16 protein-coding genes, 1 tRNA gene and 3 pseudogenes are annotated in these 25,842 nt (G+C 71.5%); 6 read left to right on the plus strand and 14 right to left on the minus strand.

What is annotated here, in order from left to right; genetic code table 11:
- Positions 1 to 5: 5 nt before the first annotated feature.
- The 11 genes and pseudogenes from IF20_RS37860 to IF20_RS17770 all read right to left on the minus strand — a co-directional run.
- Positions 6 to 1,607 (minus strand): annotated as a pseudogene (locus IF20_RS37860) (long-chain fatty acid--CoA ligase); the annotation flags it as partial.
- A 336-nt stretch (positions 1,608 to 1,943) separates the two neighbouring features.
- Positions 1,944 to 2,531, minus strand: a complete 588-nt coding sequence (locus IF20_RS17725; protein WP_052866150.1) for a SigE family RNA polymerase sigma factor — start codon at positions 2,529 to 2,531, stop codon at positions 1,944 to 1,946.
- 180 nt (positions 2,532 to 2,711) lie between these two features.
- The gene (locus IF20_RS17730) at positions 2,712 to 3,647 is read right to left on the minus strand and encodes a glycoside hydrolase domain-containing protein (protein ID WP_234426704.1); all 936 of its coding nucleotides are present in this window, start codon (positions 3,645 to 3,647) and stop codon (positions 2,712 to 2,714) included.
- 322 nt (positions 3,648 to 3,969) lie between these two features.
- Positions 3,970 to 5,139, minus strand: coding sequence for a lipid-transfer protein (locus IF20_RS17735; RefSeq protein ID WP_052866151.1), 1,170 nt, complete (start codon positions 5,137 to 5,139; stop codon positions 3,970 to 3,972).
- 110 nt (positions 5,140 to 5,249) lie between these two features.
- Positions 5,250 to 5,636 (minus strand): annotated as a pseudogene (locus IF20_RS17740) (MaoC family dehydratase); the annotation flags it as partial.
- A gap of 182 nt (positions 5,637 to 5,818) precedes the next feature.
- Positions 5,819 to 7,072 (minus strand): acyl-CoA dehydrogenase family protein, encoded by a 1,254-nt coding sequence (locus IF20_RS17745; RefSeq protein ID WP_052866152.1) that lies wholly within the window; start codon positions 7,070 to 7,072, stop codon positions 5,819 to 5,821.
- A gap of 1 nt (position 7,073) precedes the next feature.
- Positions 7,074 to 8,207, minus strand: coding sequence for a bifunctional MaoC family dehydratase N-terminal/OB-fold nucleic acid binding domain-containing protein (locus IF20_RS17750; protein ID WP_234426705.1), 1,134 nt, complete (start codon positions 8,205 to 8,207; stop codon positions 7,074 to 7,076).
- A 134-nt stretch (positions 8,208 to 8,341) separates the two neighbouring features.
- Positions 8,342 to 9,523, minus strand: coding sequence for an acyl-CoA dehydrogenase family protein (locus IF20_RS17755; protein ID WP_052866447.1), 1,182 nt, complete (start codon positions 9,521 to 9,523; stop codon positions 8,342 to 8,344).
- 217 nt (positions 9,524 to 9,740) lie between these two features.
- Positions 9,741 to 10,046 carry a hypothetical protein gene (locus tag IF20_RS17760; RefSeq protein ID WP_052866153.1) on the minus strand — a complete coding sequence of 102 codons (306 nt, stop codon included), beginning with the start codon at positions 10,044 to 10,046 and terminating at the stop codon, positions 9,741 to 9,743.
- A gap of 2,055 nt (positions 10,047 to 12,101) precedes the next feature.
- Positions 12,102 to 12,191, minus strand: a tRNA-Ser gene (locus tag IF20_RS17765).
- Between the two features lie 246 nt (positions 12,192 to 12,437).
- The gene (locus IF20_RS17770) at positions 12,438 to 13,985 is read right to left on the minus strand and encodes a S1C family serine protease (protein ID WP_110944320.1); all 1,548 of its coding nucleotides are present in this window, start codon (positions 13,983 to 13,985) and stop codon (positions 12,438 to 12,440) included.
- A 765-nt stretch (positions 13,986 to 14,750) separates the two neighbouring features.
- Here IF20_RS17770 and IF20_RS17775 point away from each other — a divergent pair.
- The 3 genes from IF20_RS17775 to IF20_RS17785 all read left to right on the plus strand — a co-directional run bounded on the left by IF20_RS17775 (position 14,751) and on the right by IF20_RS17785 (position 17,885).
- Positions 14,751 to 15,617 carry a glycerophosphodiester phosphodiesterase gene (locus tag IF20_RS17775; RefSeq protein WP_052866155.1) on the plus strand — a complete coding sequence of 289 codons (867 nt, stop codon included), beginning with the start codon at positions 14,751 to 14,753 and terminating at the stop codon, positions 15,615 to 15,617.
- 287 nt (positions 15,618 to 15,904) lie between these two features.
- Complete coding sequence (locus IF20_RS17780; RefSeq protein WP_407702518.1) at positions 15,905 to 16,342, plus strand: ATP-binding protein; 438 nt, start codon at positions 15,905 to 15,907, stop codon at positions 16,340 to 16,342.
- A gap of 574 nt (positions 16,343 to 16,916) precedes the next feature.
- The gene (locus IF20_RS17785) at positions 16,917 to 17,885 is read left to right on the plus strand and encodes a DUF5926 family protein (RefSeq protein WP_052866157.1); all 969 of its coding nucleotides are present in this window, start codon (positions 16,917 to 16,919) and stop codon (positions 17,883 to 17,885) included.
- Positions 17,886 to 18,069: 184 nt separating this feature from the next.
- On the opposite strand, the gene IF20_RS39995 is transcribed toward IF20_RS17785, so the two are convergent.
- Positions 18,070 to 18,984: a hypothetical protein gene (locus IF20_RS39995; protein WP_234426706.1), complete on the minus strand. Its 915-nt coding sequence runs from the start codon at positions 18,982 to 18,984 to the stop codon at positions 18,070 to 18,072.
- A 563-nt stretch (positions 18,985 to 19,547) separates the two neighbouring features.
- On the minus strand, positions 19,548 to 20,276 hold the full coding sequence (locus tag IF20_RS17795; protein ID WP_052866158.1) for a bifunctional DNA primase/polymerase: 729 nt from the start codon (positions 20,274 to 20,276) through the stop codon (positions 19,548 to 19,550).
- A 638-nt stretch (positions 20,277 to 20,914) separates the two neighbouring features.
- Between IF20_RS17795 and IF20_RS40000 the strand changes: the two are divergent.
- From IF20_RS40000 to IF20_RS17805, 3 genes and pseudogenes are all read left to right on the plus strand, one after another.
- Positions 20,915 to 21,307 (plus strand): annotated as a pseudogene (locus IF20_RS40000) (phosphatase); the annotation flags it as partial.
- Positions 21,308 to 21,568: 261 nt separating this feature from the next.
- Positions 21,569 to 23,092 (plus strand): PP2C family protein-serine/threonine phosphatase, encoded by a 1,524-nt coding sequence (locus tag IF20_RS37875; protein WP_234426726.1) that lies wholly within the window; start codon positions 21,569 to 21,571, stop codon positions 23,090 to 23,092.
- 340 nt (positions 23,093 to 23,432) lie between these two features.
- Positions 23,433 to 24,908 carry an aminopeptidase P family protein gene (locus IF20_RS17805; RefSeq protein WP_052866159.1) on the plus strand — a complete coding sequence of 492 codons (1,476 nt, stop codon included), beginning with the start codon at positions 23,433 to 23,435 and terminating at the stop codon, positions 24,906 to 24,908.
- A 139-nt stretch (positions 24,909 to 25,047) separates the two neighbouring features.
- On the opposite strand, the gene IF20_RS17810 is transcribed toward IF20_RS17805, so the two are convergent.
- On the minus strand, positions 25,048 to 25,812 hold the full coding sequence (locus tag IF20_RS17810) for a TetR-like C-terminal domain-containing protein (RefSeq protein ID WP_052866160.1): 765 nt from the start codon (positions 25,810 to 25,812) through the stop codon (positions 25,048 to 25,050).
- Positions 25,813 to 25,842: the final 30 nt, after the last annotated feature.

Consider the following 25,842-nt stretch of genomic DNA (forward strand, 5'->3'; position numbering starts at 1 on the left):
GCGGATTTCCCCACGCTCGTCTTCGGGACGGCCGGGATGACCGCCCAGCGCTCGGGGACCTGCCAGCGGGCGATGCGGCCGGCGAGGAAGTCCTTCAGCTCCTCGTAGCCGGTCGTGGCGCCCTCCTTCAGGACGACCGTGGCCAGCGGGCGCTCGCCCCACTTGTCGTCCGGGACGGCGACCACGGCCGCCTCGGCGACGTCCGGGTGGGCCATCAGGTGGTTCTCCAGCTCGACGGAGGAGATCCACTCGCCGCCCGACTTGATGACGTCCTTGGCACGGTCGGTGAGCGTGAGGTAGCCGTCCGGCGTGATCGTGCCGACGTCGCCGGTGCGCAGCCAGCCGTCCGGGCTGAACTTGTCCTCGGGACGGAAGCGTTCACCGTCCGCGCCCCCGTAGTACGCGCCCGCGATCCAGGGCCCGCGGACCTCCAGTTCGCCGGCCGACTCGCCGTCCCACGGCAGGTACTCGCCGCCGGGACCGGCCAGCCGCGCCTCGACGGAGGCCGGGAAGCGGCCCTGCGTACAGCGGTAGCGCCACTCCTCGTCGCCGGTCACGCCGGCCGGCGGGTGCGCGACGCTGCCCAGCGGCGAGGTCTCGGTCATGCCCCAGGCGTGCACGACGCGGATACCGTGCCGGTCCTCGAAGGCCTTCATCAGGGTGGGCGGGCAGGCCGAACCGCCGATGATCACCGTGGCCAGGCTGGACGCCCCCTCGATGGCGCCCGCTTCCTTTCTGGTGTCCAGTTCGGCGAGGAGGCCCTGCCAGATGGTGGGCACGGCGGCGCCGATGGTGGGCCGTACGGCCTCGATCATCTCGGCGAGCGGGCCCGGCTGGAGGAAACGGTCGGGCATCAGCAGCGAGGTGCCCGCCATGAAGGCGGCGTGCGGCAGGCCCCAGGCGTTGACGTGGAACATCGGGACGACCGGAAGCGCGATGTCGCGGCCGGTCAGGGCGAACGCCTCGGCGGTGTTGACGTGCATCGAGTGCAGGTAGAGCGAGCGGTGGCTGTAGACCACGCCCTTGGGGTCGCCGGTGGTGCCGGAGGTGTAGCAGAGCGCCGCGGCCTGCCGCTCGTCGGTCTCGGGCCAGTCGTACGTCTCCGGGCGGCCGGCCAGCAGCTCCTCGTAGTCGTGGACCTGCGCGGTGGTGCCCGCCAGGACGGAGCGGTCGCCCGGGCCCGCGACGACGATGTGCTCCAGGATGGGCAGCTGCGGGAGGAGCGGGGCGAGCAGCGGCAGCAGCGAGCCGTTGACGAGCACGACCCGGTCGGCGGCGTGCTGGATGATCCAGGCCAGCTGCTCGGCGGGCAGGCGGAGGTTCAGGGTGTGGAGGACCGCGCCCATGGCGGGGATCGCGAGGTACGCCTCCAAGTGGACACTGTTGTTCCACATGAGGGTCGCCACGCGGGCGTCACCCCGTACGCCCAGTTCGTCGTGGAGGGCGTTGGCCAGCTGCGCCGCGCGCAGGCCGGTCTCCCGGAAGGTCTGGCGGTGCGGCTCGCCCTCCCCGGTCCAGGTGATCACCTCGGCCTTGCCGTGCACGGTGGTCCCGTGGGCAAGGATGCGGGTCACTGTCAGCGGTACGTCCTGCATCGTGCTCAGCACCGGGGCCTCCCGAAAACCGGTTACGGGCGAGTAGATTTCCGCTGATTGTGCTGCCGTACCGGGCGGTATGTCACTACCGCGCGGGAAAAACAGGCGTGTCACCCGTCACGGTGCTGTACGCCTGACGTGCGAAATCGACCGCCCGACCGAGCCCGGCTCGCCCGAGCACCGGGTCGAGGACCACCCCGAGGACCGGGTCGAGGACCGAGCCGAAAACCGCCCCGCAGACCGCCCCGAGGACCGCCCCGCAGACCGCCCCGAGGACCGAGCCGCAGACCGTTCCGAGGACCAAGCCTGAGGATCGAGCCGAGGACCGTCCCGGAAACCGGGCCGACTTCAGGCCGCGCGCGCCAGGTCCGGGTCCTCCCGCAGCTTGGCCAGCGCGCGGGAGACGGCGCTCTTGACCGTGCCGACGGACACGTCCATCACCTCGGCGGTCTGCGCCTCGCTCAGGTCCTCGTAGTAGCGCAGGACGACCATGGCGCGCTGGCGGTCGGGCAGCCTGAGCACCGCGCGCCACATCGCGTCCCGCAGCACCTGCAACTCCGCGGGGTCGGAGGACGGCACGAGCACCGGCTCGGGCAGCTCGTCGCAGGCGTACTCCTCTATCTTCCGCTTGCGCCACTGCGAGGTACGGGTGTTCACCAGCGCCCGCCGCACGTAACCGTCCAGCGCCCGGTGGTCCTCGATCCGCTCCCAGGCCACGAAGGTCTTGGCCAGCGCGGTCTGCAGAAGGTCTTCCGCGTCGTTGGGGTTGGCACTGAGCGAGCGGGCGGCACGCAGCAGCGCCGGCCCCCGGTCCCGTACGTACGCCGCGAAGGACGGGAACGACGGGCGGGAAGGGCGCGACGAGGGCGTCGGGAGCGGCGACGACGGCGGGGCCACCGCGGCGGTCGAAGCGCCCTTGCACACTGGCGTGGTCATGTCTTCCACGCTAGAAGCGCGGGCCCGGCCGGGGATCGGTCCCAGGTGCCGAAGCCGCCTCCGCCTCAGGTTGTACGCACGGGGCCGGCTCCACCTCCTCAGGACGGAGCGCGGCAGCGCCCCGGTCAGGGTCCGCGCGCCCGGGCTCTGCCCGCCGGCGCACCCCGTCGGCGTGGACGGTCACCGGATCACCGCGACCGGAGCGTCCACCCAGTTGCGGTCGATCCGCAGCTTGCGGCCGCCGTGCGTCTCCAGCACGTGGCCCGCGTACTGGTGGATCCGGCGGTTCGGGTGCCAGGCCTTCTCCGGCAGCCACTTCTCCCCGTACACCGACGGCGGGACGTGCCAGCGCGCGAACCACATGACCGACGGCAGGTCGGTGAGGCCCTTCGCGCGCGCCGACGCCAGGTGCCGCACGCCGGAGTTCGCGCTGCTGTAGAAGCCCGCGATGTAGCCGAAGCGGCTGACCTCGCGGCTCCAGGAGCGGATGAAGCGCAGCGTGACGTCCTTGCAGGACTGGTTGGTCAGGCCGTACGCCTCGACGTCCAGGTAGATCGGGCTGCGCGGCATGATCCCGTAGTACTCGGCACGCTGCACCGCCACCCTGGCCTCCATCACGCCCTGCTGATCGGGATCGCCCTTGAGGGCGTAGCGCCGCTTGTGCTTGTTCTTCACGCACGGTGCCTGCGAGCCGAGATAGACGGGCAGCACCCGCCAGCCGGCCGCCTTCGCGCCCTGGAACCACTGGGGGCTGAGATTGTGCTGCTTGGGGCAGGCGCGCCCGTGGCCCGCGAAGTAGACGCCGATGGCCCGGTACCGCGTGCTGTTCCAGGCGCGCAGCGAACTGACCGCCGGAGCCTCACAGGTGTCGAGCCCGAATCCCTTGTAGAGGTACGGGCCGGTCGCCGGAGCCTCGGCGGCGGCCGGCGGAGCCAGCCGGCGGCGGGACGCGGCGGCATCGTCGGCGGCGGCCGGAGCGGCCTCGGCCTCCGCCCGGCCGGGCCCGGGGGCCGCCACCGGACGGCCGTCGCCGGACGACGAGGGCCGGTCCAGCCAGGACGGGAGCAGTGCCGCGAGGGCGACGACCAGCCCGACGGCCGGTACCAGAGCCAGCAAAGCGATATGTTTTGCGGATTTTGTCCATCTCATACGGCGAGTGAAAAGGGCCTGCAGCGACACTCCGTGACGGACACGCCCGCCGCACCGCCGGTTCAGCCGGATGCCGGGCCCGGCGTGCGCCCTGCGCCAATCGGTGCGAGGCCGCGCCCGCCGTCCCACCGCCCCGCTGCGCCAATCGGTGCGAGGCCGCGCCCGCCGTCCCACCGCCCCGCTGCGCCAATCGGTGCGAGGCCGCGCCCGCCGCCCCGCCGCCCCGCCGCCCCGCTGTCCCGCTAAGGTCCAGCCCGCGTTCCAATGTCTCGCTGTCCCGCCGCCCCGCTCAGGTCCCGACCGCGCCGAGCACCAGGCCCGAGGTGGGCACCCCCGTACCGGCCGTGACCAGGACACGGGACGCGCCCGGCACCTGGTTCACGGACGTGCCGCGGACCTGCCGGACCCCCTCCGCGATGCCGTTCATGCCGTGCAGGTACGCCTCGCCGAGCTGCCCGCCGTGCGTATTGAGGGGCAGCGCGTCCGCCGCGACGAACCCGGCCGCCTCCCCCGGCGCGCAGAACCCGAACTCCTCCAGCTGCATCAGCACGAACGGAGTGAAGTGGTCGTACAGGATCCCCACGTCGATCTCGCCCGGCGCCAGCCCGCTGCTCCGCCACAACTGCCGGGCCACCACCCCCATTTCCGGCAACCCGGTCAGGTCGTCCCGGTAGTAGCTCGTCATCTGCTCCTGCGCCCGGCCCGCGCCCTGCGCCGCCGCGGTGATCACTGCGGGCGGACACCGCAGGTCACGGGCGCGCTCCGCGGAGGTCACCACGATCGCCTGCCCGCCGTCGGTCTCCTGGCAGCAGTCCAGCAGCCGCAGCGGCTCGACGATCCAGCGCGAGGCGGCATGGTCGGCGAGCGTGATCGGCTTGCCGTGGAAGTACGCCGCGGGGTTGCGGGCCGCGTGCCGCCGACCGGCGACCGCCACGTGCCCGAACGCCTCCGGCGTCAGCCCGTACGCGTGCAGGTACCGCTGCGCCGCCATGGCCACCCAGGAAGCCGGGGTGAGCAGCCCGAACGGCAGGTTCCAGCCCAGCGCCGCGCCCTCCGCCGACGGCTCGCGCTGCTGTACGCCCGCCCCGAAGCGGCGGCCGGAGCGCTCGTTGAACGCGCGGTAGCAGACCACCACCTCCGCAACGCCCGTCGCCACCGCCATCGCGGCCTGCTGCACCGTGGCGCACGCCGCGCCGCCCCCGTAGTGCACGCGCGAGAAGAACGACAGGTCACCGATGCCCGCCGCCTGCGCGACGGTGATCTCCGGGCTGGTGTCCATCGTGAACGTGACCAGCCCGTCCACGTCCGCCGGCGCCAGCCCGGCGTCGTCCAGCGCGGCCCGCACCGCCTCGACCGCCAGCTTCAGCTCGCTGCGCCCGGAGTCCTTGGAGAACTCCGTGGCGCCGATCCCGACGATCGCGGCCCGACCACCGAGCCGATCCGCGCTCCGTAGGCTCATGCGGTGGCCCCGCCGTCCAACGCGGTGGCCCCGCCGTCCAACGTGACGGCCCCACCGACCACCGCGGTGGGCCCGCCCTCCACCGCGGTGGGCCCGCCCTCCACCGCGGTGGCCCCGCCGTCCCACGCGACGGTGACCGTGCCGGTGACGTGGTGCCCCAGCCCGTTCTCGCCGGTCACCCGTACGACGGCGGTACCGTCCGACACCTCGTCGACCGTGCCGCGCAACACCATCGTGTCGCCCGGGTAGTTGGGCACACCCAGCCGGATCGCCACCTTCCGGAGCGCGCAGCGCGGCCCGAAGTGATCGGTGATGTACCGGCCGACCAGCCCGTTGGTGGTGAGGATGTTCATGAAGATGTCCGGCGAGCCCTTCTCCCTGGCCGCCTGGGCATCGTGGTGCACGTCCTGGTAATCCCGCGAGGCGATGGCCCCGGCGACGATGAGGGTGCGGGTGACGGGAATGGTGAGCGGCGGGAGCTCGACACCGGGACGTATATCGGGGCGTATATCGGGGTGTATGTCGGGAGGCTCGGTTCCCGGACATACGCGAGGCCCTGTGCGCGGCCTGCCTTCCGCCTGTTCTTCGTCATTCGTCTGTTCTTCGTCGTCCGCATGTTTTTTGTCGTCCGCATGTTTTTCTTCGTCCGTGCGTTCTTCTTCATCCGTGTGCTGCTCGCTCATGAGCACCCCGCTTTCGAATCCGTGAGCAACCGCCCCAGCTCATCGAGGAGTTCGGCGCCGCCGCCGAGCTGGGCGGCCAGCTGCCGGCCCCACAGGAAATGGCGGTGCACCGGGTGGTCGAGATCGGCGCCGGTGCCGCCGTGCAGATGCTGACCCGCGTGCACGACCCGCCGGCCCGCCTCGGCGGCCCACCACGCGGCGGTCAGCGCGTGCGGGCGCGCCTCCAGCCCCTCGTCCCACCGCCAGGCCGCTTCGTACGCGGTGACGCGGATCGCCTCGGTGTCCATGTGCGCGTCGGCGGCCCGCAACATGACGCCCTGGTGGGTCGAGAGCGGCCGACCGAACTGTTCACGGGTGTTGGTGTGCGCCACCGCCCGCGCGAGCGACCCGGCGCACACGCCAGCTTGCAGCCCCGCGAACGCGGTACGCGCACATCCGAGCACGTCCTCGTAGGCGGACAATCCCGGGCCGGGGGGCTCCCCGTACGCGTCCGGGGCCGGGGTCGGAACCGGGGCCGGTCCACCGAGGGGCTCGCCCGGCGCGTCCGTCAGCGTGAGCCGCCCGGCCGACCAAGGCGCGGTGGTCTCCACCGCCTCCCGTACGGCACCCGGGCCCGCCGTCTCGACCAGCCACAACCGCCACCGACCGGCTTCCGTCGGGTAACCGGGTGGTGCGTATTCGGGATGCGCGGACGCGGACGGTGCGGGCCCAGCCGGTACAGACCCGGACGGCGCGGGCCCGGACGGCGCGGGCCCGGACGGCGCGGGCCCGGACGGCGCGGGCCCGGACGGCTCATACACAGGCACCAACACATGCGTGGCATCGCGCAGCCAAGGCACCACCGGCAGCACCCCGCGCAACCGCCCCTCGGAGTCGGCGCGGACCCGACCGCGGCCGCGCGCAGGGAACGCCCCGGTGGCGACGGCCGTACCCGCCGCGAGCGCGGGCAGCAGCCGTTCGCGCTGCGCCGCGCTCCCGTGCGCCGCGACCGGCAGCAGCCCGTACGCCGCGGTCGCGGCCAGCGGCACCTGCGCCGTCCGCCGCCCCTGCTCCTCCAGCAGCAGGACGAGCCCGAGCAGCCCGGTCTCGACGACGGCGCCCACCAACCCAGCCGCGCACAACGCGGCCCACAGCTCGGTGTCCGTCGCACCGTCCAGCGCGTTCATCCGCTCGTGGGTCGCCAGGTCGTCGAAGATCTCCGCGGCCAGCCCGGCGGCGGCCCGCTGCTCCTCCGTGGGCGTGAAGTCCATGTCAGCCCGCCGCCACCCCGGGGGCCTGCCCGGCTTCGGCTCTCGGGCCCGTATCCGGCGGCCCCGGCTCCGTGGCCCGGAACACCGGCAGCACAAGCTCCTCATCGACCCGCTGGAACTCCAGCTGTACAGGCATCCCGACCCGGACCTCGTCGTGCCCCACGCCCACCACGTCGCTCACCATCCGCACCCCCTCCGCCAGTTCGACCACGGCGACCGCATACGGCGGGTCGAAGGCGGGGAACGGCGGATGGTGCATCACCACGTACGAGAAGACGGTGCCGGCGCCGCTCGCTTCGACGGTGTCCCACTCCTGCCCGCCGCAGGCGTTGCACCCGGGCAGCCAGGGAAAACGCAGCCGGCCGCAGCCCCCGCACCGCTGGATCAGCAGCCGACGCTCCTCCACCCCGGCCCAGAAACCGGCGTTGTCCCGATTGATCACCGGCCGCGGACGCCGCGGAACAGCCCCCCTCGAAGCCTCCGAGTCCCCGGACTCGTTCGAGCCTTTCGACGCGGGCTTCCTCGCCGCCGGCGCCGCCGGCGCGTACTTCAAGATGCGGAAGCGATGCGTACCGGCGAGCTCGTCCCCCGCCCGGACGTCCATCCGCGTCGTGACGAAGTACCCGGCCCCCAGCTTCGTCGTCTTACGGTCCGACACGTCCTCGATCACCGAGTCGAAGGTGATCTCGTCGCCGGGGCGCAGCGGCCGCAGGTATTCCTGCTCGCAGTCGGTGGCGACCACGGCGGCGTACCCGGCACCGTCCAGCAGCGCGAACAGCTCGTCGTGCGCCCCGAACCTGCCCGTGTGCCCGGAGTACCCGCCCATGGTCCATGCCTGAAGCATGGTGGGCGGGGCGATGGCCGCGTCCCCGGTGTAGGCGGGGTTGGTGTCGCCAACCGCCTCGCACCAGTGCCGGATCATCGGCAGGTTGACCGGATCCTTGCCGACCCCCGCCGTCGCGGCGGTCCGCCCCACAAATGCCTTCAACCGCGCATCGAGCCCCGCCTCCCCACACGCCGCACCGCCGGTACTGCCGGCCGCCCCGCTCGCCGTGTCTTTGATCGCCCCGCCGGCCACCCCGCTCACCATGTCTTCGGTCACCCCGCTCACCATGTCTTCGGTCACCCCGCTCACCGACGTCCCCTCCACCCGCTCGCTGTGTCGGTCGACCCGCTCACCGGCGCCCCCTCCGCCCACTCACCGTGTCTTCGGCCGACCCGCTCACCGGCGCCCCCTCCGCCCGCTCACCGTCTCTTCGGCCGACCCGCTCACCGGCGCCCCCTCCGCATCCCCAGCCGCATCGTCGCCACGATCTCCCGCTGTACCTCACTGACCCCGCCGCCGAAGGTGTTGATCTGCGCGGCCCGGTTCATCCGCTCCAACTCGCCCTCCGCCGCCGTCCCGACCCCGAAAGCCCCCGGCGAACCGGCCCGTACGAGCCCCGCTTCGCCGACCGCCTCCTGGCACAGCCGGTAGACCTCCACCGCGCTCTCGGTACCGGCGAACTTCACGCCGCTCGCGTCCCCAGGGCTCAGCGTCCCCGCGCCGACATCGCCGACCAGCCGCCAGTTCAGCAGCCGCGTCGCCGCGAGCCGGGCGTACGCCTCGGCGAGCCGGGTCCGCACCCAGGGGTGGTCGGCCGGCCGCTCACCGGTGTCCGGGTCCGGCGTACGCGCGTACGCGAGCGCCGCCTCGTAACAGTCCTCGGCCTGCATGCCGATGGCGGCCAGCGCCACCCGCTCATGGTTGAGCTGGTTCGTGATCAGTCCCCAGCCGCCGTTCTCCTCGCCCACCAGACTCCCGGCCGGCACCCGCACGCCGTCGTAGTACGTGGCCGTCGTCACCAGCCCGCCCACCGTCCGGATCGGCGTCCACGAGAACCCCGGCGCGTCCGTCGGCACCAGCAGGATCGATATCCCCCGGTGCTTGGGCGCCGCCGGATCCGTACGGCAGGCCAGCCAGATCCAGTCGGCGTGCTGGGCGTTACTGGTGAAAACCTTCCCGCCGTCCACGACCCAGATGTCCCCCGCGGTGCCGCCCCTGACCGCACGGGTGCGTAGTGCGGCCAGATCCGTACCGGCCTCCGGCTCGCTGTACCCGATAGCGAAGACGATCTCCCCGCTCAGGATGCGCGGCAGGAAGAACGCCTTCTGCTCCGCGCTGCCGTACTTCATCAACGTCGGCCCGACGGTGTTCAGCGTGACCATCGAGACCGGCGCACCGGCCCGGTACGCCTCGTCGAAGAAGACGAACTGTTCGTCGGCGCCGCGCCCCTGGCCCCCGTACTCCTCCGGCCAGCCGAGTCCGAGCAATCCATCGGCGCCGATCCGCTTGAGTACCGCCCGCTGTTCCTGCGGGTCCTCGACCGCGCCGTCCGGAAGCAGCGCGCGGAAGTACTCCCGCAGCTGCGTCCGTAGCTGCCGCTGCCGCGGCGTAGGAGCAAGGTGCACGTCGACGGCCTCCATCAAAGACGGACGGACAACGGACGGCCACCGCCCGGACGGCAATGGCAACGGCAACGGCACACACGAACGAGCGGTTTCTGACTGTCCGTCAGAAGCCGCTCGCTGTCAAGGTACCTACGACGCGGGCGGCCGGCTCTCCCCAGGACCGGCCGCCCGCCACCTCAGGCCGCCCGCCAGGGCACCCGAGGGGTCATCGGAGTGCTCACCACAGGTTGGTGAAGCTCACCGTGGCATTGGACTGATCGATGTGTGTGAAGCCGGCCCCGTTCACGCTCGCGGTGTTGTCCTGGTTGGACGCCCCGTCGCCATTGGCGACCTGCTGGGTGCTGGTGGAGTTGCCGTTGTTGTCGTTCCCGACACCGGTGCCTTCCTGGCTCGACGACACCGCCCCCGACCCGCTCGACGCGAACGAACCGTTGTCGGCGTAGGCGACCCCGGCGAACAGGGCCGCCGCGAGCGGCAGAGCGGCAACGGCGGCGATGGTGCGAGCGGTACGGATGCTTGCCATGGTTTTCCTCCTGCGGAACCACTTGGAACGGGCAATCCTTGGGTGGTTGGCCGACCCCCCCGGGCTCTTTGCGTTGCGACGTCGCGACCCCAGAACTGCCCAAGCGGCGTAGCCCGAATCGGCTAAGCCCACCGATTCCCCCGCAAGCGTGAGCCCACCCCCTCAAACGTCCGCATTGGCCCACACCCAGTGGTGCACCCCCACCCACCCCCACGCCCCCACACCAACACCGCCGCCCCCAACACCCCGACCAAACCCCGGCCCCGCCACCCCGACACGACACACGACAGGAGTGCCCGATCCCTTCGGACACCCCTTCTGAGCTGCTGCTATGTAGCCTGCGGCGGAGGCTGTGGGATTTGACCCCAGGGCGAGGGGTTACCTCACGACAGTTTCAAGAGAAGGCTGCTTGAGGGACCCTCACGGCCATTGACCTGCCAAAAACGATTAGGCACCTCTGGGCGGCCCTCAGCTTGGCCCACACCTGGTCCACAGGCACCGCCGAGACCCGCTTTACAAGCTCGACCCGATCCGGTTCCGACCATTGCCGTCGACTGGAGTGACGGCCGGGCAGGGGTGCTGGTGAACGCCCCCAGCCTGCAGCGTGAATGTCAGCCGAGAAGTCAGATCGGCACTAGGTATCCGCCAACGGCGCGTATCTCCCGTGTTGGCCGTTCGCATTCATGCCGTCCGTCGTCGGGATAGCGGCCGGCTTGGTGGGCCCGTTCGGGTTCAGACGGCTGCCAGGTGACGGTGCAATGTGCTTGTCTCAACTGAGGCTGACATCAGCGCTACTCAACTCGCGCCACCTCGGATTGAGAGCAGTCACCCGTGTACTTAGAAAAGCCTGATAAGCCTGGCCGCCGCACGTCCGGCAAAATGAGCGAGGGTTAAGATTCCAATCACTAGAGGAATACCGGTCCAGGTGGGCCAGTGCTCAGCGGGCAGAAGCTGAATGATTCCCAGGAGGGCGATGGGCGCTATTACCGGCGCCCAGTTCTCGGCCCGGCGCTCTCGACTGTGTAATACCTCAGCCGACTCCACCTTCACATCTGTCAATCCCGTCCGGATGGAGAGTGCAGGATCGACTCCATTCACGAGAGCGGAGATCTTCACACTCTGCTTCTTCGCGATCAAGCTAGGACCGAGCAACAGGGACTGCCCGTCTACTGCAACGACTGGGGTTAGAGCGTGAGGAGGTTGCATCACAGTCTCCAGGACAGAAATCACTTGAGCCCCGAGATCGAGTCGAATTGGTATGCCGCGATCAAACGCACTGCTTGGAATGTCTCGCCACCCAGTGTTCGCCAACTCGACACTGAAAACATGTGGGTCTGTGAGAATGATCCCGCCTGCAGATACGGATACGTGTTCGCGTAGCGGCCCAGTTGCCGGGACGACAGGAGTGAGGGAGTGCACCTCGTAAGACAGCCGCCGTCGCGGATTAGTAGCACGCAGCGTTGCCCATGCGCCGATCCCAATCATCACCACGGCGGCGATCGCGCTAACTCCTGACCACAAGGAGGCATTGTCGTACCAAGGACTAGCTAGCGTCATAACCGTATTGAACTGGCTAAGTGTCACTCGCGCAGGAGGAGTTACGGCGTCCGCTAGGAGGATCCAGAGGAACCCTCCGAAGTGGCTGCCTGAAGCCACGGAGCCGATCGCCCCATCCACAGCCAGGCTGGCACGCCTCAGCAGGAAGAGTGCTTGCGCCTTCCGTGCGCACAGAAGGCGCAGCGCCAAACGAGAGCAGGGCAGGAAGCGAGCGGCGCCCCGGCTGTAAACCGCGCCGCGCGCGGTGAGCAGGGCCGCGCCCCGCCGCGATAGAGGGAGTTGTTGCTCAGTACACGCCTCGCAAGGCTGCAGTGATCGGGGCGACGGCAAGGCACAGGCCGACATGGAACCAGGACGGCGCTCGAATCCTTGGCCGCGGCCTGGCCGCACGGGCTGGTCGTGGGTGGGATACCGGCGAGTCTGGGTGAGACAGGCTCAACGTGTAAGGGGTGCCCGGTCGATGCGGGCACCCCTTGTGGCCTGGTGTTTTGTGGCCTGTGGCGGAGGCTGTGGGATTTGAACCCACGGTGACGTTGCCGCCACGACAGTTTTCAAGACTGTTCCCTTAGGCCGCTCGGGCAAGCCTCCCTGCGGCACCGGTCGGCGGGTGGCCGACGGTGACGCGGGGATCAGGGTAGCGCGTCCGCTGTTTCCGTGCGCTGTCAGAGCGGGTCAGCGCACGGACGGCGCACAGACGGCGCACGGAAACAGCGGGTGGGCCGGAACCCGGATCCCGGATTCCTGTTACCGGCTCCCGGCTCCCGGCTCCCTGCCCCCGGCCCTCGGGGGCCGGGGACGGGCCCGCGGGAGGCGGGCCCGCGGGAGGCGGGGGTGTCAGCTGTCGCCTACTCGTTGGCCGAGGGTTACTTCGGCGGTGTGCTCCTTGCCGTTGCGTTCGTAGGTGAGGGTGACCTTGTCGCCGGGGCGGTGCTGCCAGATCTCGCTGATCAGGGTCGGGCCGCTGTCGATGGACGTGTCGTCCAGCTTGGTGATCTTGTCGCCGGGCTTGAGGCCGGCCTTGTCGGCCGGGCCGTTCCGGGTGACGGCGTCCGTACCGTCGTTGCCGCGCCGGGCGATCGTCGCGCCGTCGCTGGTCTCCCGCATGCCGACCTGCACGCCGATCTGCGGGTAGACCGGCTTGCCGGTACGGATCAGGTCGTCGGCGACCCGCTTGGCCTGGTCGATCGGGATGGCGAAGCCCAGGCCGATGCTGCCGGACTGGGACTGACCGCCGCCGCCGAACGGGTCGTTGCCGCCGCCGCCCGCCGACTGGATCGCGGAGTTGATGCCGATCACGTTGCCGGAGGCGTCCATGAGCGGCCCGCCGGAGTTGCCGGGGTTTATCGACGCGTCCGTCTGCAGCGCGGACATGTACGAGGCGTTCGTGCCGCCGCCGTCGCTGGACGCGACCGGGCGGTCCTTGGCGCTGATGATGCCGGTGGTGACCGTGCCGGACAGGCCGTACGGGGCACCGATGGCGATGGTCGCGTCGCCGACGGCCACGTTCGCCGACTTGCCCAGCGGGAGCGGGGTGAGCTTGGCGTCGGAGGCGTTCTTGAGCTTTATGACGGCGACGTCGTAACCCTGAGCCCGGCCCACGACCTCGGCGTCGTACTTCTTGCCGTTGGAGAACGTCACGGTCAGCTTGCCGCCGTCCGCCGCGCTCGCCACGACGTGGTTGTTGGTGAGGATGTGGCCCTGCTTGTCGTACACGAAGCCGGTACCCGTGCCGCCCTCGCCACCCGCGCCCTGCGCCTCTATGGTCACGACGCTGGGCAGCGCGCGCTGGGCGATCCCGGAGACCGAGGTCGGCTTGCGGTTCAGGGCCTGAGGATCACCCGAGGCGGAGACGGTCGTGGAGGACGTGTCGTTCTGGCCCGCGGCCCAGTAACCGATGCCGCCGCCGACGCCACCTGCCACCAGCGCGGCGACCAGTACGGCGGCGATCAGGCCGCCGCGGCGCCGCGGCTTGTCGGCGGGCGGGCCGGGAGGGGCTCCCCAGCCGCCGCCGTACGGGGGCGGTGGTGGGCCACCCCAGCCGCCGGCACCGCCACCGTGGGGAGCGCCGCCGCCGTACGGAGCTCCGCCCTGCGGGTTGCCGCCGTGGGGCGGGACGGCGGAGAAGGCCGCGGTGTGCTGCGGGTCCTGCGACCATCCGGAGTCGGAGGAGGGGCTGTGCGATCCCGGGTGATCGGGACCGGCGGCTCCCTGTACCCCCTGTGCTCCCTGTGTCCCCTGTGCTCCCGGAACTCCCGGAACTCCCGGGGCTCCCTGAGAGGCCGCGGGACGCTGCGCCTCAGGGGCGGCCATCTGCTGCGTCTCAGGGGCGGGCGATCGCTGTGCCTCGGGGGTGGACATCGGCTGCGCCTCGGGGGTGGACATCGGCTGCGCCTCGGGGGGCGCGGAAGGCTGTGTCCCGGGGGCGGGCATCGGCTGCGCCTCGGGGGCCGCGGGGGTGTGGCCTGTCTGAGGCTCGGCGGCGGTCGGGGGCTGCTGCGAGCCGCTCGTGGCGCCCACTGAGGGGGCGAAGGACGGGCGGGGCGGCGCGGGTTCGGAGGTCGTCGGAGCCTGCGCGCCGGACGCGGGCGCGGCCGACCCCTGGGCCCCGGCGGGTGCCTGCGGCTCCGCCTCCGGCGGGACGGCGGCGCCCTCGTTCTCGGTGCTCACAGCTCTCTCCTCAGCTTCCTGACCATGTCGGCCCGATGACGGGGCCGGCATGTTCGAGCGATGTGTGGCGTATCGGCTTGACGGTGACATGTCGGCGTGACGTTATACGGGAGTGTCCGGTTCAAGCCTTTCCCACGGGCCGTCAGAGCACCGTAAGCCGAGGCTGTGACCTTGCCTTCATCCTTTATCCCGGACATTTGCGGCGCATCCCCTGGTAATGCTTCAGGTATCGAGACCAGGTACCAAGACCTGGCTCTTGCTGAATGCCGGCCGCCGGCCGCCGGTCGTCGACCCGTGGGCCGTCGGCCGTCGGTCGTCGGTCGTCGGTCGTCAATGGTCCCGTACGCCTACGGCACAAGAGGTATCAGGAGGGGTGAGGATGAACGAGAGGCCGCCCACCGGATCGCTCGCCACCGCGCGGCAGGCCGCTGATCACCGAATCAGGGGCCGTCCGTCACCGCGCGATGGCACGATGACTCGGTGACCACTGCGCGCCCGGCACCAGGTTTCCGACCCGAACCACCCGCCATTTCCGTCGTAGCGCACCGCGGGGCCTCCGAGGACGCCCCCGAGCACACTCTGGCCGCGTACCGGAAGGCCATCGAGGACGGCGCGGACGCCTTGGAGTGCGACGTTCGGCTGACCGCCGACGGCCACCTCGTGTGCGTGCACGACCGCCGGATCAATCGGACCTCCAACGGGCGCGGCGCCGTCTCCAACCTGGAGCTGTCGGATCTGGCCACGCTGGACTTCGGCTCATGGAAGGACGATGCGGCCGGCGAGGCGCCCGACGGCCGCCACCCCGAGCTGGGCAGCGTCCACGAGACGGCGGCCGACACCGAACGTACGTCCGTACTGACCCTGGAACGGCTGCTGGAGCTGGTCGCGGACGCGGACCGCCGGGTGGAACTGGCCATCGAGACCAAGCACCCGACCCGGTGGGCGGGGCAGGTCGAGCAGCGCCTGGTGGAGCTGCTGGAACGCTTCGGCCACACCAAGCCGCCGCCCGGCAAGCCGTCCGCCGTACGCGTCATGAGCTTCTCGGCCCGCTCGCTGCAGCGCGTACGGGCCGCGGCGCCGACCGTGCCCGCCGTGTACCTCATGCAGTTCATCACCCCGCGGCACCGGGAAGGGCGCCTGCCGCGGGGCGTACGGATCGCCGGGCCGAGCGTCCGGATACTGCGCGCGCATCCGGACTACGTGGCCAAGGCGCACCATGCGGGGCACGAGGTCCACGTGTGGACCGTGAACGAAGAGGCGGACGTGGAGCTCTGTCGCGAGCTGGGCGTGGACGCAATCATCACGAATCGCCCTAAGCAGGTAAGGAACCAGCTCAAGCTCACTTAGAACCCGTAAAGCCGCAGAGCGCAGGCGAAAAGCAGCCGGATGACCACAGCGGACCCCATTTCCTCACGGGGAGTGCACCGGCGCATTCAGCCCGTATCTGATCGATCCGAGTGCGTCACCGTATACGGATTGGCCGGTTTCCGGTCCATCGCAATGGGGCATTCATCCCGTGGCGTGGGGCAAAGGAGGTCTCGGGGGTGGCGTTGGTGGTGGCACAGGAGGTGCCGACGTCGTCGACCATGGCCGTACCCCATGGTCCTGCGGGCGTGGGTTCAGCCAGGCGGCGAATGCGCGATGAGCTGCTGACAAGTGGAGTTCAGGACACGGTCGTCGATGACGCCGTACTCATTCTTTCCGAATTGCTCAGCAATTCCTGCAGACACGCACGTCCGTTGTGCGCGGAGGGGCCGACGGACGGCGACGCCGAATCGGTACGGGCCGCCTGGCGCATTGACGCGCGTGGGCAGCTGACCGTTTCGGTCACCGACGGCGGGGGTCCGACCCGACCACTTCCAGCCACTCCATCGGTCACCGCACGCGGCGGCCGGGGACTGGCCATCATCCGCTCGCTCGCCAAGGACTGGGGCGTACGGGACGGGCACGGCGAGGTCACGGTCTGGGCGACGCTCTCGCTGCACGAAGCGTTCGCCACCCGCATGGAGCTGGCGTCCGGCCTCCCGGCCGAGCTGAGGGAGGCCCTGGCGGACCTGGACGAACCGGCGTAGCCGACACGACCAGGCGTGGCCGACACGAGCAGGCCTGACCGAAGGGGCGGAGCGCCGAACGGCCGGAGAGTCGAGGAGTCGGAGAGGCGAGGGGTCGGAGAGGCGAAGAGCTGGAAGGCCGAGGGGCGGAGAGCCGAAGGCCTCGTCGTCGATTGCCGCTGGTTCGGCGTCGATTGCTGCTGACTCGGCGTCGGTTCCACCGGTTCGGCGTCGGTTCTCCGGCGATTCTCCGGTGGTTCTCCGGTGGTTCTCCGGCTCGCCGCCGGTTCCGGCTCACCGGCAACTCCTCGGAGCCGCTGCCGGAGTACCGCTCTCGCGCCCGGTACGGCTCCAGCTACTGAAAGGGCGGCCACAAAGGGCGGCCGCGCCCGGCCCGCTCCAGCCGGCGGCGTAGCGCCCGCTCCCGGCCCGGCTCCGGCCACCGGAGGAGCCGTCACGCCCGGTGCGCCTCCGACCGCCGGAAAGGCGCTCACACCCGGCACGGTTGCGGAGGCGGGGCGTTGGTGCGGCACATGCCCTAGGCTCGCGCCGACACGCGTCGGAACGACTCGGAACGACCAGGAGAACCCCTCGCATGGGCAAGAAGCGCCGTCCTCAGACCAAGGCCGTCACCCCGCAGATCACGGACGGCGAGGTGCCGGTCGTCGGCGCCCGCGAGCCCTGCCCGTGCGGGTCGGGCCGCCGTTACAAGGCCTGTCACGGGCGAGCCGCGGCGCACGCCGTGACCGAGCTGGTGCAGCGGCCCTTCGAGGGCCTGCCGGGCGAGTGCGACTGGGTGGCGCTGCGCGAGCTGGTGCCCGCCGCCACCGCCGAGCTGTCCCTCAAGGGCGGCCTGCCCGAGGGCGTGCCCTCGGTGACGCTGGCGACCGTCCTGCCGATGGCCTGGCCGGCGCTGCGCCGCGACGACGGTTCGATCCTGCTCGGCCTGCAGAACGACACCGCCTCCGGCGACCTCAGCCGCGACCTCGCCGACACCCTGCAGCGTGCGTTGGTCGCCGACCCGGGCGCCCCGGTCGCCGCGGGCCGGGCGCCCGCCGACGGTCCGCGCCTGCAGGATCTGCTGGATCCGACCGCGTCCTTCGAGCCCACGGTGCACAGCGGCTTCGAGTTCTGGATCGAGGACGCCGAGAACGCCACCGGCGAGGTCGCCGCCTCTCTGGAGCGGGCCAACGCGGCCGCCATCCCGACCGCCCGCCTGGCCGGCCTCTCCGGCGCGTACTGGTGCGACGCGGGTGAGAAGAACCACCTCCGCTGGGTGATGGACCACCCCGAGGAAAAGCTGCTGGACGCGCTCGCCCGACTGCACGCCGCCGACGCCTCCTCGCTCGGCGAGGGCACCCGGTTGGTCGGGTCGTTCCGGGCGCACGGCCTGGTCGTACCGGTCTGGGACCTGCCGACGGATCTGACGGCCGAGGAGATCACCAAGCCGGCCACGGAGTTCGGCGAGCGGCTGGCGGAGGCGCTCGCCTCGGACGAGCCGCTCACGCCGGCGGAGCGCCGGGCGCGCGGCGGGCTCACCAACCGTCAGGTGACGCTGAGCTGACAGTAACCGCCGCGGAAACGTTTGCCGTGACTCCCGTCACACCGGGTGTACCCACCGGTAAATAAGCGTCCGGAATTCCGCGATCGAATTTGCGAACGGCCGATCTCTTGTTACCGTTCTAGGAGCCCGGTCGCTGGTGCATCCCCCGTCGCCAGCGACCGGGCGCTTCCATGCCCGGACGCGCTCAGCGGTCCGAAACTGCCCCGGGCGGCGCGGAGTTGCTCCCCGCCCTCAGCAGCAGCCGGTCATCCCGTACGTCCGCGATCTCCGCGACCGCCGAGTACGGCACGCCTCCCCGTACGGTCGGCCCGGACGGCGTCCCGCAGCTCCCCGGCTCGCCCGTCGCCGGCAGCGTGCAGTGCGTCTGTACGGTCCGGCCGTCGGGTCGCATCAGGGTCAGCACGGCGCGCAACGGGGCGCCCGAGGTGTTGCGGTAGTACAGGACGGCTTTGGTGCGCTCCTCAGCGCGTCCGCCGACGCCCTCCCCGGCGACGCCATCGCCACCGACACCATCACCACCGGTGCCCTCACCGCCGGCGCCCTTCGTGTGGCCCGTGGCAGTCCTCTTCGTGTAGCCGTTGGCGGCGCCCTTCGTGTGCCCCTTGGCGGCGCTCTTCGTGTGGTCCTTGTCGTCGCCTCCCTCGGACAGGACGCACGTCTGTGCCTTGATGCCGTGCGGCGAGCTCACCACGGGCCCGCAGAAGGCCGTACGGCCGCCGCCGTGGTCCACTCCCTCGCCGAGGCCGAGGCCCGCGAGCAGGTCGCCGGGGCGACCACCGCCCGGAGTACCGGACCGACCGCCGTCCCCGGCCCTGTCCCCGTCCCGTACGCCGAAGCTTCCGGGAGAACCGGGGTGGCCGGGCAGCGGGGCGTCCTGGGCGGAGCCGCGCGGGGTGCCGGGCGGCCGGTCGCCTTTCTCGGTGGCGGTGGCCCGCTCGGCGGCGTTGCCGCGAGGCTGCGGCGACACGGACGGTTTCGCGGCGGGCGCCGGGTCGCCGGGGCCGGACGGGCCGGCGATGGCGGCGGCCAGCGGCAGGGTGAGGGCGAGCGCGATGGTGCTCGCGAGCGCGATCATGCGGACGTTCGACTCGCGAACCATGAGGACCACCTGCGGTTGAGAGTCCGTGGCGGTCGCCGCGACCGGCGTGCGAGGCCCCGGGAAGGGGGCCGGGGTACGAGGGCCGGGTGCGGTCCGCTCACGGGCTCTGGCTAGGCCTTCGGGGTGCCCGGTGGGCCTCCGCCACGAGTGCGGAGAGCCGCCGGGCACCCCGAACGGCTGGACGGTGGGCCGAACATATCGGGGAAAAGGCGCCCTCTTCGGGGGCTGCGCACCCGTTTCCCATGGATGGACGCTTGCCTCACACCCGTACGAGTGAATCTCCGCCGCGCCGTGTCACTGGTGGGGGGTAACCGAGACGCAGCCGTCGCGGTGCCTGTCGGGCGGAATCCGCAGGGTCGCGGTGCCTGTTCGGTCGACGGACAACGGGTCGATGGAGAGGTCAACGGACGACAGAGCGGAGGGACAGGCCAACGGGCGACAGGTCGACGGGCGACAGGTCGACGGGCGTCAGGTCGGACAGACAGGTCGACGGAGGTGGACGGACAGGGCGGTGGTCGGGCGTACTGGGTGGGTGGTGCGCGCAGTTCGGGGAGCCGAGGAGGTCAGTACGCGAGTCGGCTGCCGCCGCCCGGAGCGCCGGCGCTCGCTTCGACGAGCGCATCCACCAGCGTGGCGACGTCCGGAAGCCAGGGCGCGCCGGAGCGCTTCGCGGAGGCGCGCGTGGCCGGCGGGCGCTCCCAGCGCACCTTGCCCGCGCCGGTCTCCGACGGCGGCAGTACGACGTAACCGCCCTCGCCGTGGAACCGCAGCGAGCTGGGCACCAGGTCCTGCGCGTACAGCAATTCGCCCAGCTCGGGCAGGGAGTACGGCGCGACCAGCAGCGTCCAGCGGGTGGGGGTGGCCACGACCGGGCCGACCGCCACGCCCGCGCGGTCCAGCTCGGCGAGCGCCCGGGCACCCGCCACGGCCGGCAGGCTCACCGCGCACGGCGCCTTGCCGCCCGTGGCCAGCACGACCGGCGCGTCCGGGCGCTTCGTCCACCACCAGCGCACCATCCGGGCGTCGGTCGTGGCGGCCAGCAGGCCGGGGTCGAAGGGGTGCGCACCGGGTACCGCGCAGTCCGGGTCGGGGCAGCCGCAGGGCCGCGTCCGCTGCGCCCCCCTGGCGGCGGGCTGTGCTCCCTTGGCGGTCCTGCCGCCCGAGCGGAGGCCGACGCCGGGGAGGACGGGCCAGCGCCACTCGGTGGCGCACTGGAGCGCCGCGCCGAGCAGTGCCGACCTTCCACCGCGCCGGAGCTGGAACTTGCGTCGCCTTCCGAGGATCTCGCGCATGAGCGCTCGTTCCTTTCCGTAAACGCCGAGGGCCATGTCCATCGCACTACATGCCGGTTCATGTCGCTGTGCGGTGCGTGCCGCCGCGCCGGGCGCGGATCACACCACGTGGATCATTCGTCACTGCGCGTACAAGGCAGCGCATCACGCCGTACGCCGAGCGTGGAACATGGCGGGGGGTGGCGCGCGCATGGCGCTTGCTGTCCTGTGGTGCAATCCCGCCACGTGGGGGTGCGGCCCGGTCGTCAACGCGTAAGACGCCCGCGCCCTTCGGAGAGTTCCGGTACGGCCCCAACTGGCCCCGCACCTATCCGAGTACGTACCCCCATGGTGGAGATGACGCGCTGTTGATCGCGGTCAGTCGACCGCAAATTGACCTTCAAGGGGCTATTTTTCAGCCAATCTCTTGGCCACACTGACACCATAATCCTCACCAGGACAGTGCTGGACACGCAACATCGCTGCGTGTACATGTGGACCCATTGATAGCGGAGCAGCATGACATGGGGGTTTGCGATGCTATTGAGTGCAACCAACTGGCGGGCAAATACGACACACGCCCGCATTCCACTACCGCGAACTCCCCTGGCCGACGGCCTCGCCTGGGATGACGCCCAGGCCGACGTAAGCCGCAGGTCATGACAGCCCCCCACGTCCCGAAAGTGGCTGGAATCGAGCCCACGTTTACCGGACCGGCGCACACTGCGGCCCCTGCCGCCCCGGAAACTCCTCCCGCCACTCAACCTGCCGCTGGTCACGACCGCCTGGCCGCCTGGCTCTCCGACCTCACCACCCTTCACTGCCTCACCGAGCGGCTGGCCCGTACGGACACCCTCGACGGTGCGCTCGATGAACTCCTCCGGGCCGGCGCCTTCCTCGTCGGCGCGCGCCGGGGCCTGATCACCCTCGAACCCCCCGACGGCCTCGGACCCGACACCACCGTCGGCCTGGGTCTCGGCCCCGCGGACCTCGGACACCTGGAGACGGTCCCGCGCCGGGCCACACCGGTGGGCCGCCTCCTCGACGGCCTCTATGCGGTGACTCCGGGGGCCGGGGCGAAGACCGGAGCGGGAGCCGGAGTGGGCGCCGGGACCGGAGCGGAGGCCGGAGTGGGTGCCGGGACCGGAACGGGGGCCGGGAGCGGGGTAGGGGCCGGGAGCGGGGTGGGGATCGGGAACGGGGTGGGTGCCCGGAGCGCGGAGTCGGTCGCAGCGACTTCCCCTGAGGCGAGACCGACCGGGGCGACCGCCCACGGAACGGGAACGGCCGGGGAGGGCGCCCCCGGAGGAACGGTGGCCGCCCCCCACACCCTCGGGCCGCCCGGCTCCTCGGCGGAAGCCCGCACGGACCGCTCCTCGTCGGATGCCCGCACGGACTCCTCCTCGACCGGCGCCCGTACGGACTCGGCGGGCTCGCGCATGGATACGGCCCATGGGGCGTCCGACGGCCCTTCTCTCGGCCCCTCTCTCGGCCCTTCCCTTGGCTCTCCCACGCCCCTCCCCTTCGAGCTCTACGAGCTCTCGCAGCCCGACATCGTCGCCGAGCCCGGCCTCGACCCCCGACTGGGGGAGGTCGCCGCCCGCCTCGGTTACGCGGCGAGCTACGCCGTACCTCTGATCGCCGCACCGCCCTCCGAGGAGGGCCCGACAGGCGCTCCCCCCGTAGGCACCTCCGACCGCGGCACCTCCGACCGCCTCCCCGGAAGCCCTCCGGACGGCGGCTCTTCGAAGTCCGGCGGAGCGCACCCCTTCGACACCGGCGAACCGCAGTCCCCCCAAGTGCGCGGAACGCAGTCCCCCGGAGTGCGCGGAACGCAGTCCTTCGAAACGGGCGGGACGCAGGACTACGAAGCCAGCGCAACGCGGCCCTACGGGGTGGGGCCTGACAGGGCGGCGGCTCGCGGAGCCCCCTCCGGAGTCGATGCTCCGCACGTCCGTCCTCTGGGCGTCGCCGTCTGGCTCTACGACGAGCCCGCCGAGCCCACCGAACGCGGCCGCCGCCTCCTCTCCCTGTACCGCGCGTACGCCGCCGCGCACCTCTCCCACCTGATCGAGCTGGACCGCCGACGGCGTTCGGAGCGGGCCCTGCGTGCCGAATTGCTGCCCGCCCGGCTCCCCCGAGTGCCCGGCGTACGGCTCGCCGTACGGCACGCGACGGGCCCGAAGGGTGGCGGCTCCTGGTACGACGCCCTGCCGCTCCCGGACAGCGCGCTGAGCCTCTCCATCGGCTCCGTCACCGGCTCCGGGACGGGCGCCGTGGGTGCCATGGGGCGCATGCGGGCCGCCCTGCGCGCGTACGCCGTCATGGAGGGCGAGGATCCTGTCGCGGTCCTCTCCGACCTCGAACTCCTGCTACGGCTGACCGAGCCGGCGCGCAGCGCGACCGCACTGTTCGTGTTCGCCGAGCCGCCGGTGACCGATCCGCTCGGCGGGCCGCCGGCCCGGAAGATCGTGCTGGCCGGCGCCGGCCACTGCCCGCCGCTGATCGTCGGCGAGCACCGTACGGAGTTCGTGGAGACCACGCTGTCCGCGCCACTGGGCATGCTGTCGTGCTGGGAGGCGCCGAGCGTGGAGCTGGAGCCGGCGCCCGGAGAGACCCTTCTCCTCTACAGCGACGGTCTGCTGCACCGCTCCGGCGAGCCCGTGGACCGGGCCTTCGCGCGGCTGCACGCCGCGGCGGCCGGCCTGCCCCGTTCCGTACGGGAGGACCCGGAAGCGCTCGTCGACCACATCGTGCGCGCGATGCTGCCCCAGGGCCTCGCGGACGAGACCTCACCCGAGGACGTCGTCCTGCTGGCAGCCCGCTTCGAATGCTGACCTGTCTCCGCGATCGCCCCCAGCACGATCGAACAGCTCACTGTCGAGAAGCCACAAGCCACCAGGACCAACCCAAACCGATCCACCGGTCCAGGCCGTTCCAGGCCGTTCCAGACCGGTCCAGGCCGTTCCAGACCGGGCCGGGCCGGTCCATGCCGACCTGAGCTGACCCGAGCCGACCTGAGCCGACCCGAGCCGACCTGAGCCGACGTGGGCCGACCTGGGCCGAAGGTCATCCGTCCCAAGGGCAGAGTGCCTGACAAGTCACAGCTTCCTCCCCCTGGACCGCTTTCCTTCCGCACATACGATGGAAAGCGTCCAATATCGACGAGGAGGCACCGTGGCCGACGAGCTCACTCCGGAGACCCCGGACGAGGCAGAGCAGCCGATCAAGCAGCGCAAGAACGGCCTGTACCCGGGCGTTTCCGACGAGCTCGCCGACAGCATGAAGTCCGGCTGGGCCGACACGGAACTGCGCGACCTCCAGCCCGTTGAGCAGGCCCCGAACGCCGCCGAACGGCGCGCCGCGCTGTCCCGCCGGTTCCCCGGCGAGCGCCTGGTGATTCCCGCGGGCAACCTCAAGACCCGCTCCAACGACACCGAGTACTCCTTCCGCGCCGCGACCGAGTACGTCTACCTCACCGGCGACCAGACCGACGACAGCGTCCTGGTCCTGGAGCCGCGCGGCGGTGGTGCCGAGGGGGCCGAGGGCCACGACGCGACGCTGTACCGCCTGCCCCGCTCCGACCGCGAGAACGGCGAGTTCTGGCTGGACGGCATGGGCGAGCTGTGGGTCGGCCGCCGGCACAGCCTCACCGAGGCCGAGGTGCTGTACGGCCTGCCCTGCAAGGACGTGCGGGAGCTGGCCGACGCGCTGAAGGAGGCCACCGGGCCGGTCCGCGTCGTACGCGGCCACGACGCCGGCATCGAGGCGGCGCTGACCGACAAGGTCACCGCCGAGCGCGACGAAGAGCTGCGCGTGTACCTCTCCGAGGCCCGCCTGGTGAAGGACGCCTTCGAGGTCGCCGAGCTGCAGAAGGCCGTCGACTCGACGGTGCGCGGCTTCGAGGACGTGGTGAAGGTCCTGGACAAGGCCGAGGCGACGTCCGAGCGCTACATCGAAGGAACGTTCTTCCTCCGGGCCCGCGTCGAGGGCAACGACGTCGGCTACGGCTCGATCTGCGCCGCCGGACCGCACGCCTGCACGCTGCACTGGGTCCGCAACAACGGCGAGGTCCGCTCCGGCGACCTGCTCCTGCTGGACGCGGGCGTGGAGACGAACTCCCTCTACACCGCGGACGTCACCCGTACGCTGCCGATCAACGGCCGGTACTCCGACCTCCAGCGCAAGATCTACGACGCGGTGTACGCGGCGCAGGAGGCGGGCATCGCGGCGGTGAAGCCGGGCGCCGGCTTCCGCGACTTCCACGACGCGGCGCAGCGCGTGCTCACCGAGCACCTGGTGGAGTGGGGCCTGGTCGAGGGGCCGGTCGAGCGCGTACTGGAGCTGGGCCTGCAGCGCCGCTGGACGCTGCACGGCACGGGCCACATGCTCGGCTTGGACGTCCACGACTGCGCGGCCGCGCGTACCGAGTCGTACGTGAACGGCACGCTGGAGCCGGGCATGGTCCTCACCGTCGAGCCGGGCCTGTACTTCCAGGCCGACGACCTGACGGTGCCGGAGGAGTACCGGGGCATCGGCGTCCGCATCGAGGACGACATCCTCGTCACGTCCGACGGCAACCGGAACCTTTCGGCGGGCCTGCCGCGCCGGTCCGACGAGGTCGAGGAGTGGATGGCCCGCCTGAAGGGCTGACCCCGCTGCCCCTCCGGCAGTCACGATGCGCGAACGCTCATCCGGCAACGGCCGGCGCCCCCTCTTGGCGGGGCGCCGGCCGTCCGGTTTCTCATGAACACGACGCTCGGAACGGCCGGCCGCGCTCACCGCCAACCCCTCAGCCGTCCCCCGAGATCTCCGTCCCTCCCGAGATCTGGGTCCCTGCCGAGATCTGGGTCCCTCCTGGGGCCTCCGTCCCCCCTGAGGTCTCCGTCCACCTCGAGGCGTCCGAGACCGCCGGGTGGGCCACCGGCACGTCGCGCAGTCCCTCCGCGCGGACGTACGCGCCCGCCTTGGCCGCCGTGTACGTGGCGATCGTGGCGGACTCCACGAGCTCCAGATCCACCGGGCGGCGCACCACCAGCATCCGGTAGTAGAACGGTGCGCCCAGGGCGCCGACCACCGCCTGCGCATCCGTGCCCGGAGGCAGCTCGCCGCGGTCGATCGCCAGCCGTACCAGTTTGCCCGCCACGCCCAGCCGGTCCTCGAAGAACTCGCGCAGCACCTCTTCGGCGCGCGGATCGCGGGCGGCCGCCGACACGACGGCTTCGATCATCGCCCGGTTGCGCCGGTCCTCGTAGAACGCGCCGATGGCGCGGGCCAGCGCGCGCAGGTCGCCGCAGAGCGAGCCGGAGTCGGGGATGGGGATGACGTCGGCGCTGCGCTGGGTCAGCAGTCCGCACACCAGGCCCTCCACGGTGCGCCAGCGGCGGTAGATCGTCGCCTGGTGCACGCCCGACCGCTGCGCGACCCGCTCCATGGACAGCCCGGCGAACCCCACCTCACCGAGCTCGTCGAAGACGGCGGCGAACACCGCGTCCCGCGTACGGGCGGTACGGCCACCGGGGCGGGTTCTGCCCGGGGGGTGCTGCGTGGTGCTCATGAAGGCACTCCGGATTGCCAGCGATCGATC

It is taken from the genome of Streptomyces niger (assembly GCF_000718305.1).
GTDB lineage: Bacteria > Actinomycetota > Actinomycetes > Streptomycetales > Streptomycetaceae > Streptomyces > Streptomyces niger.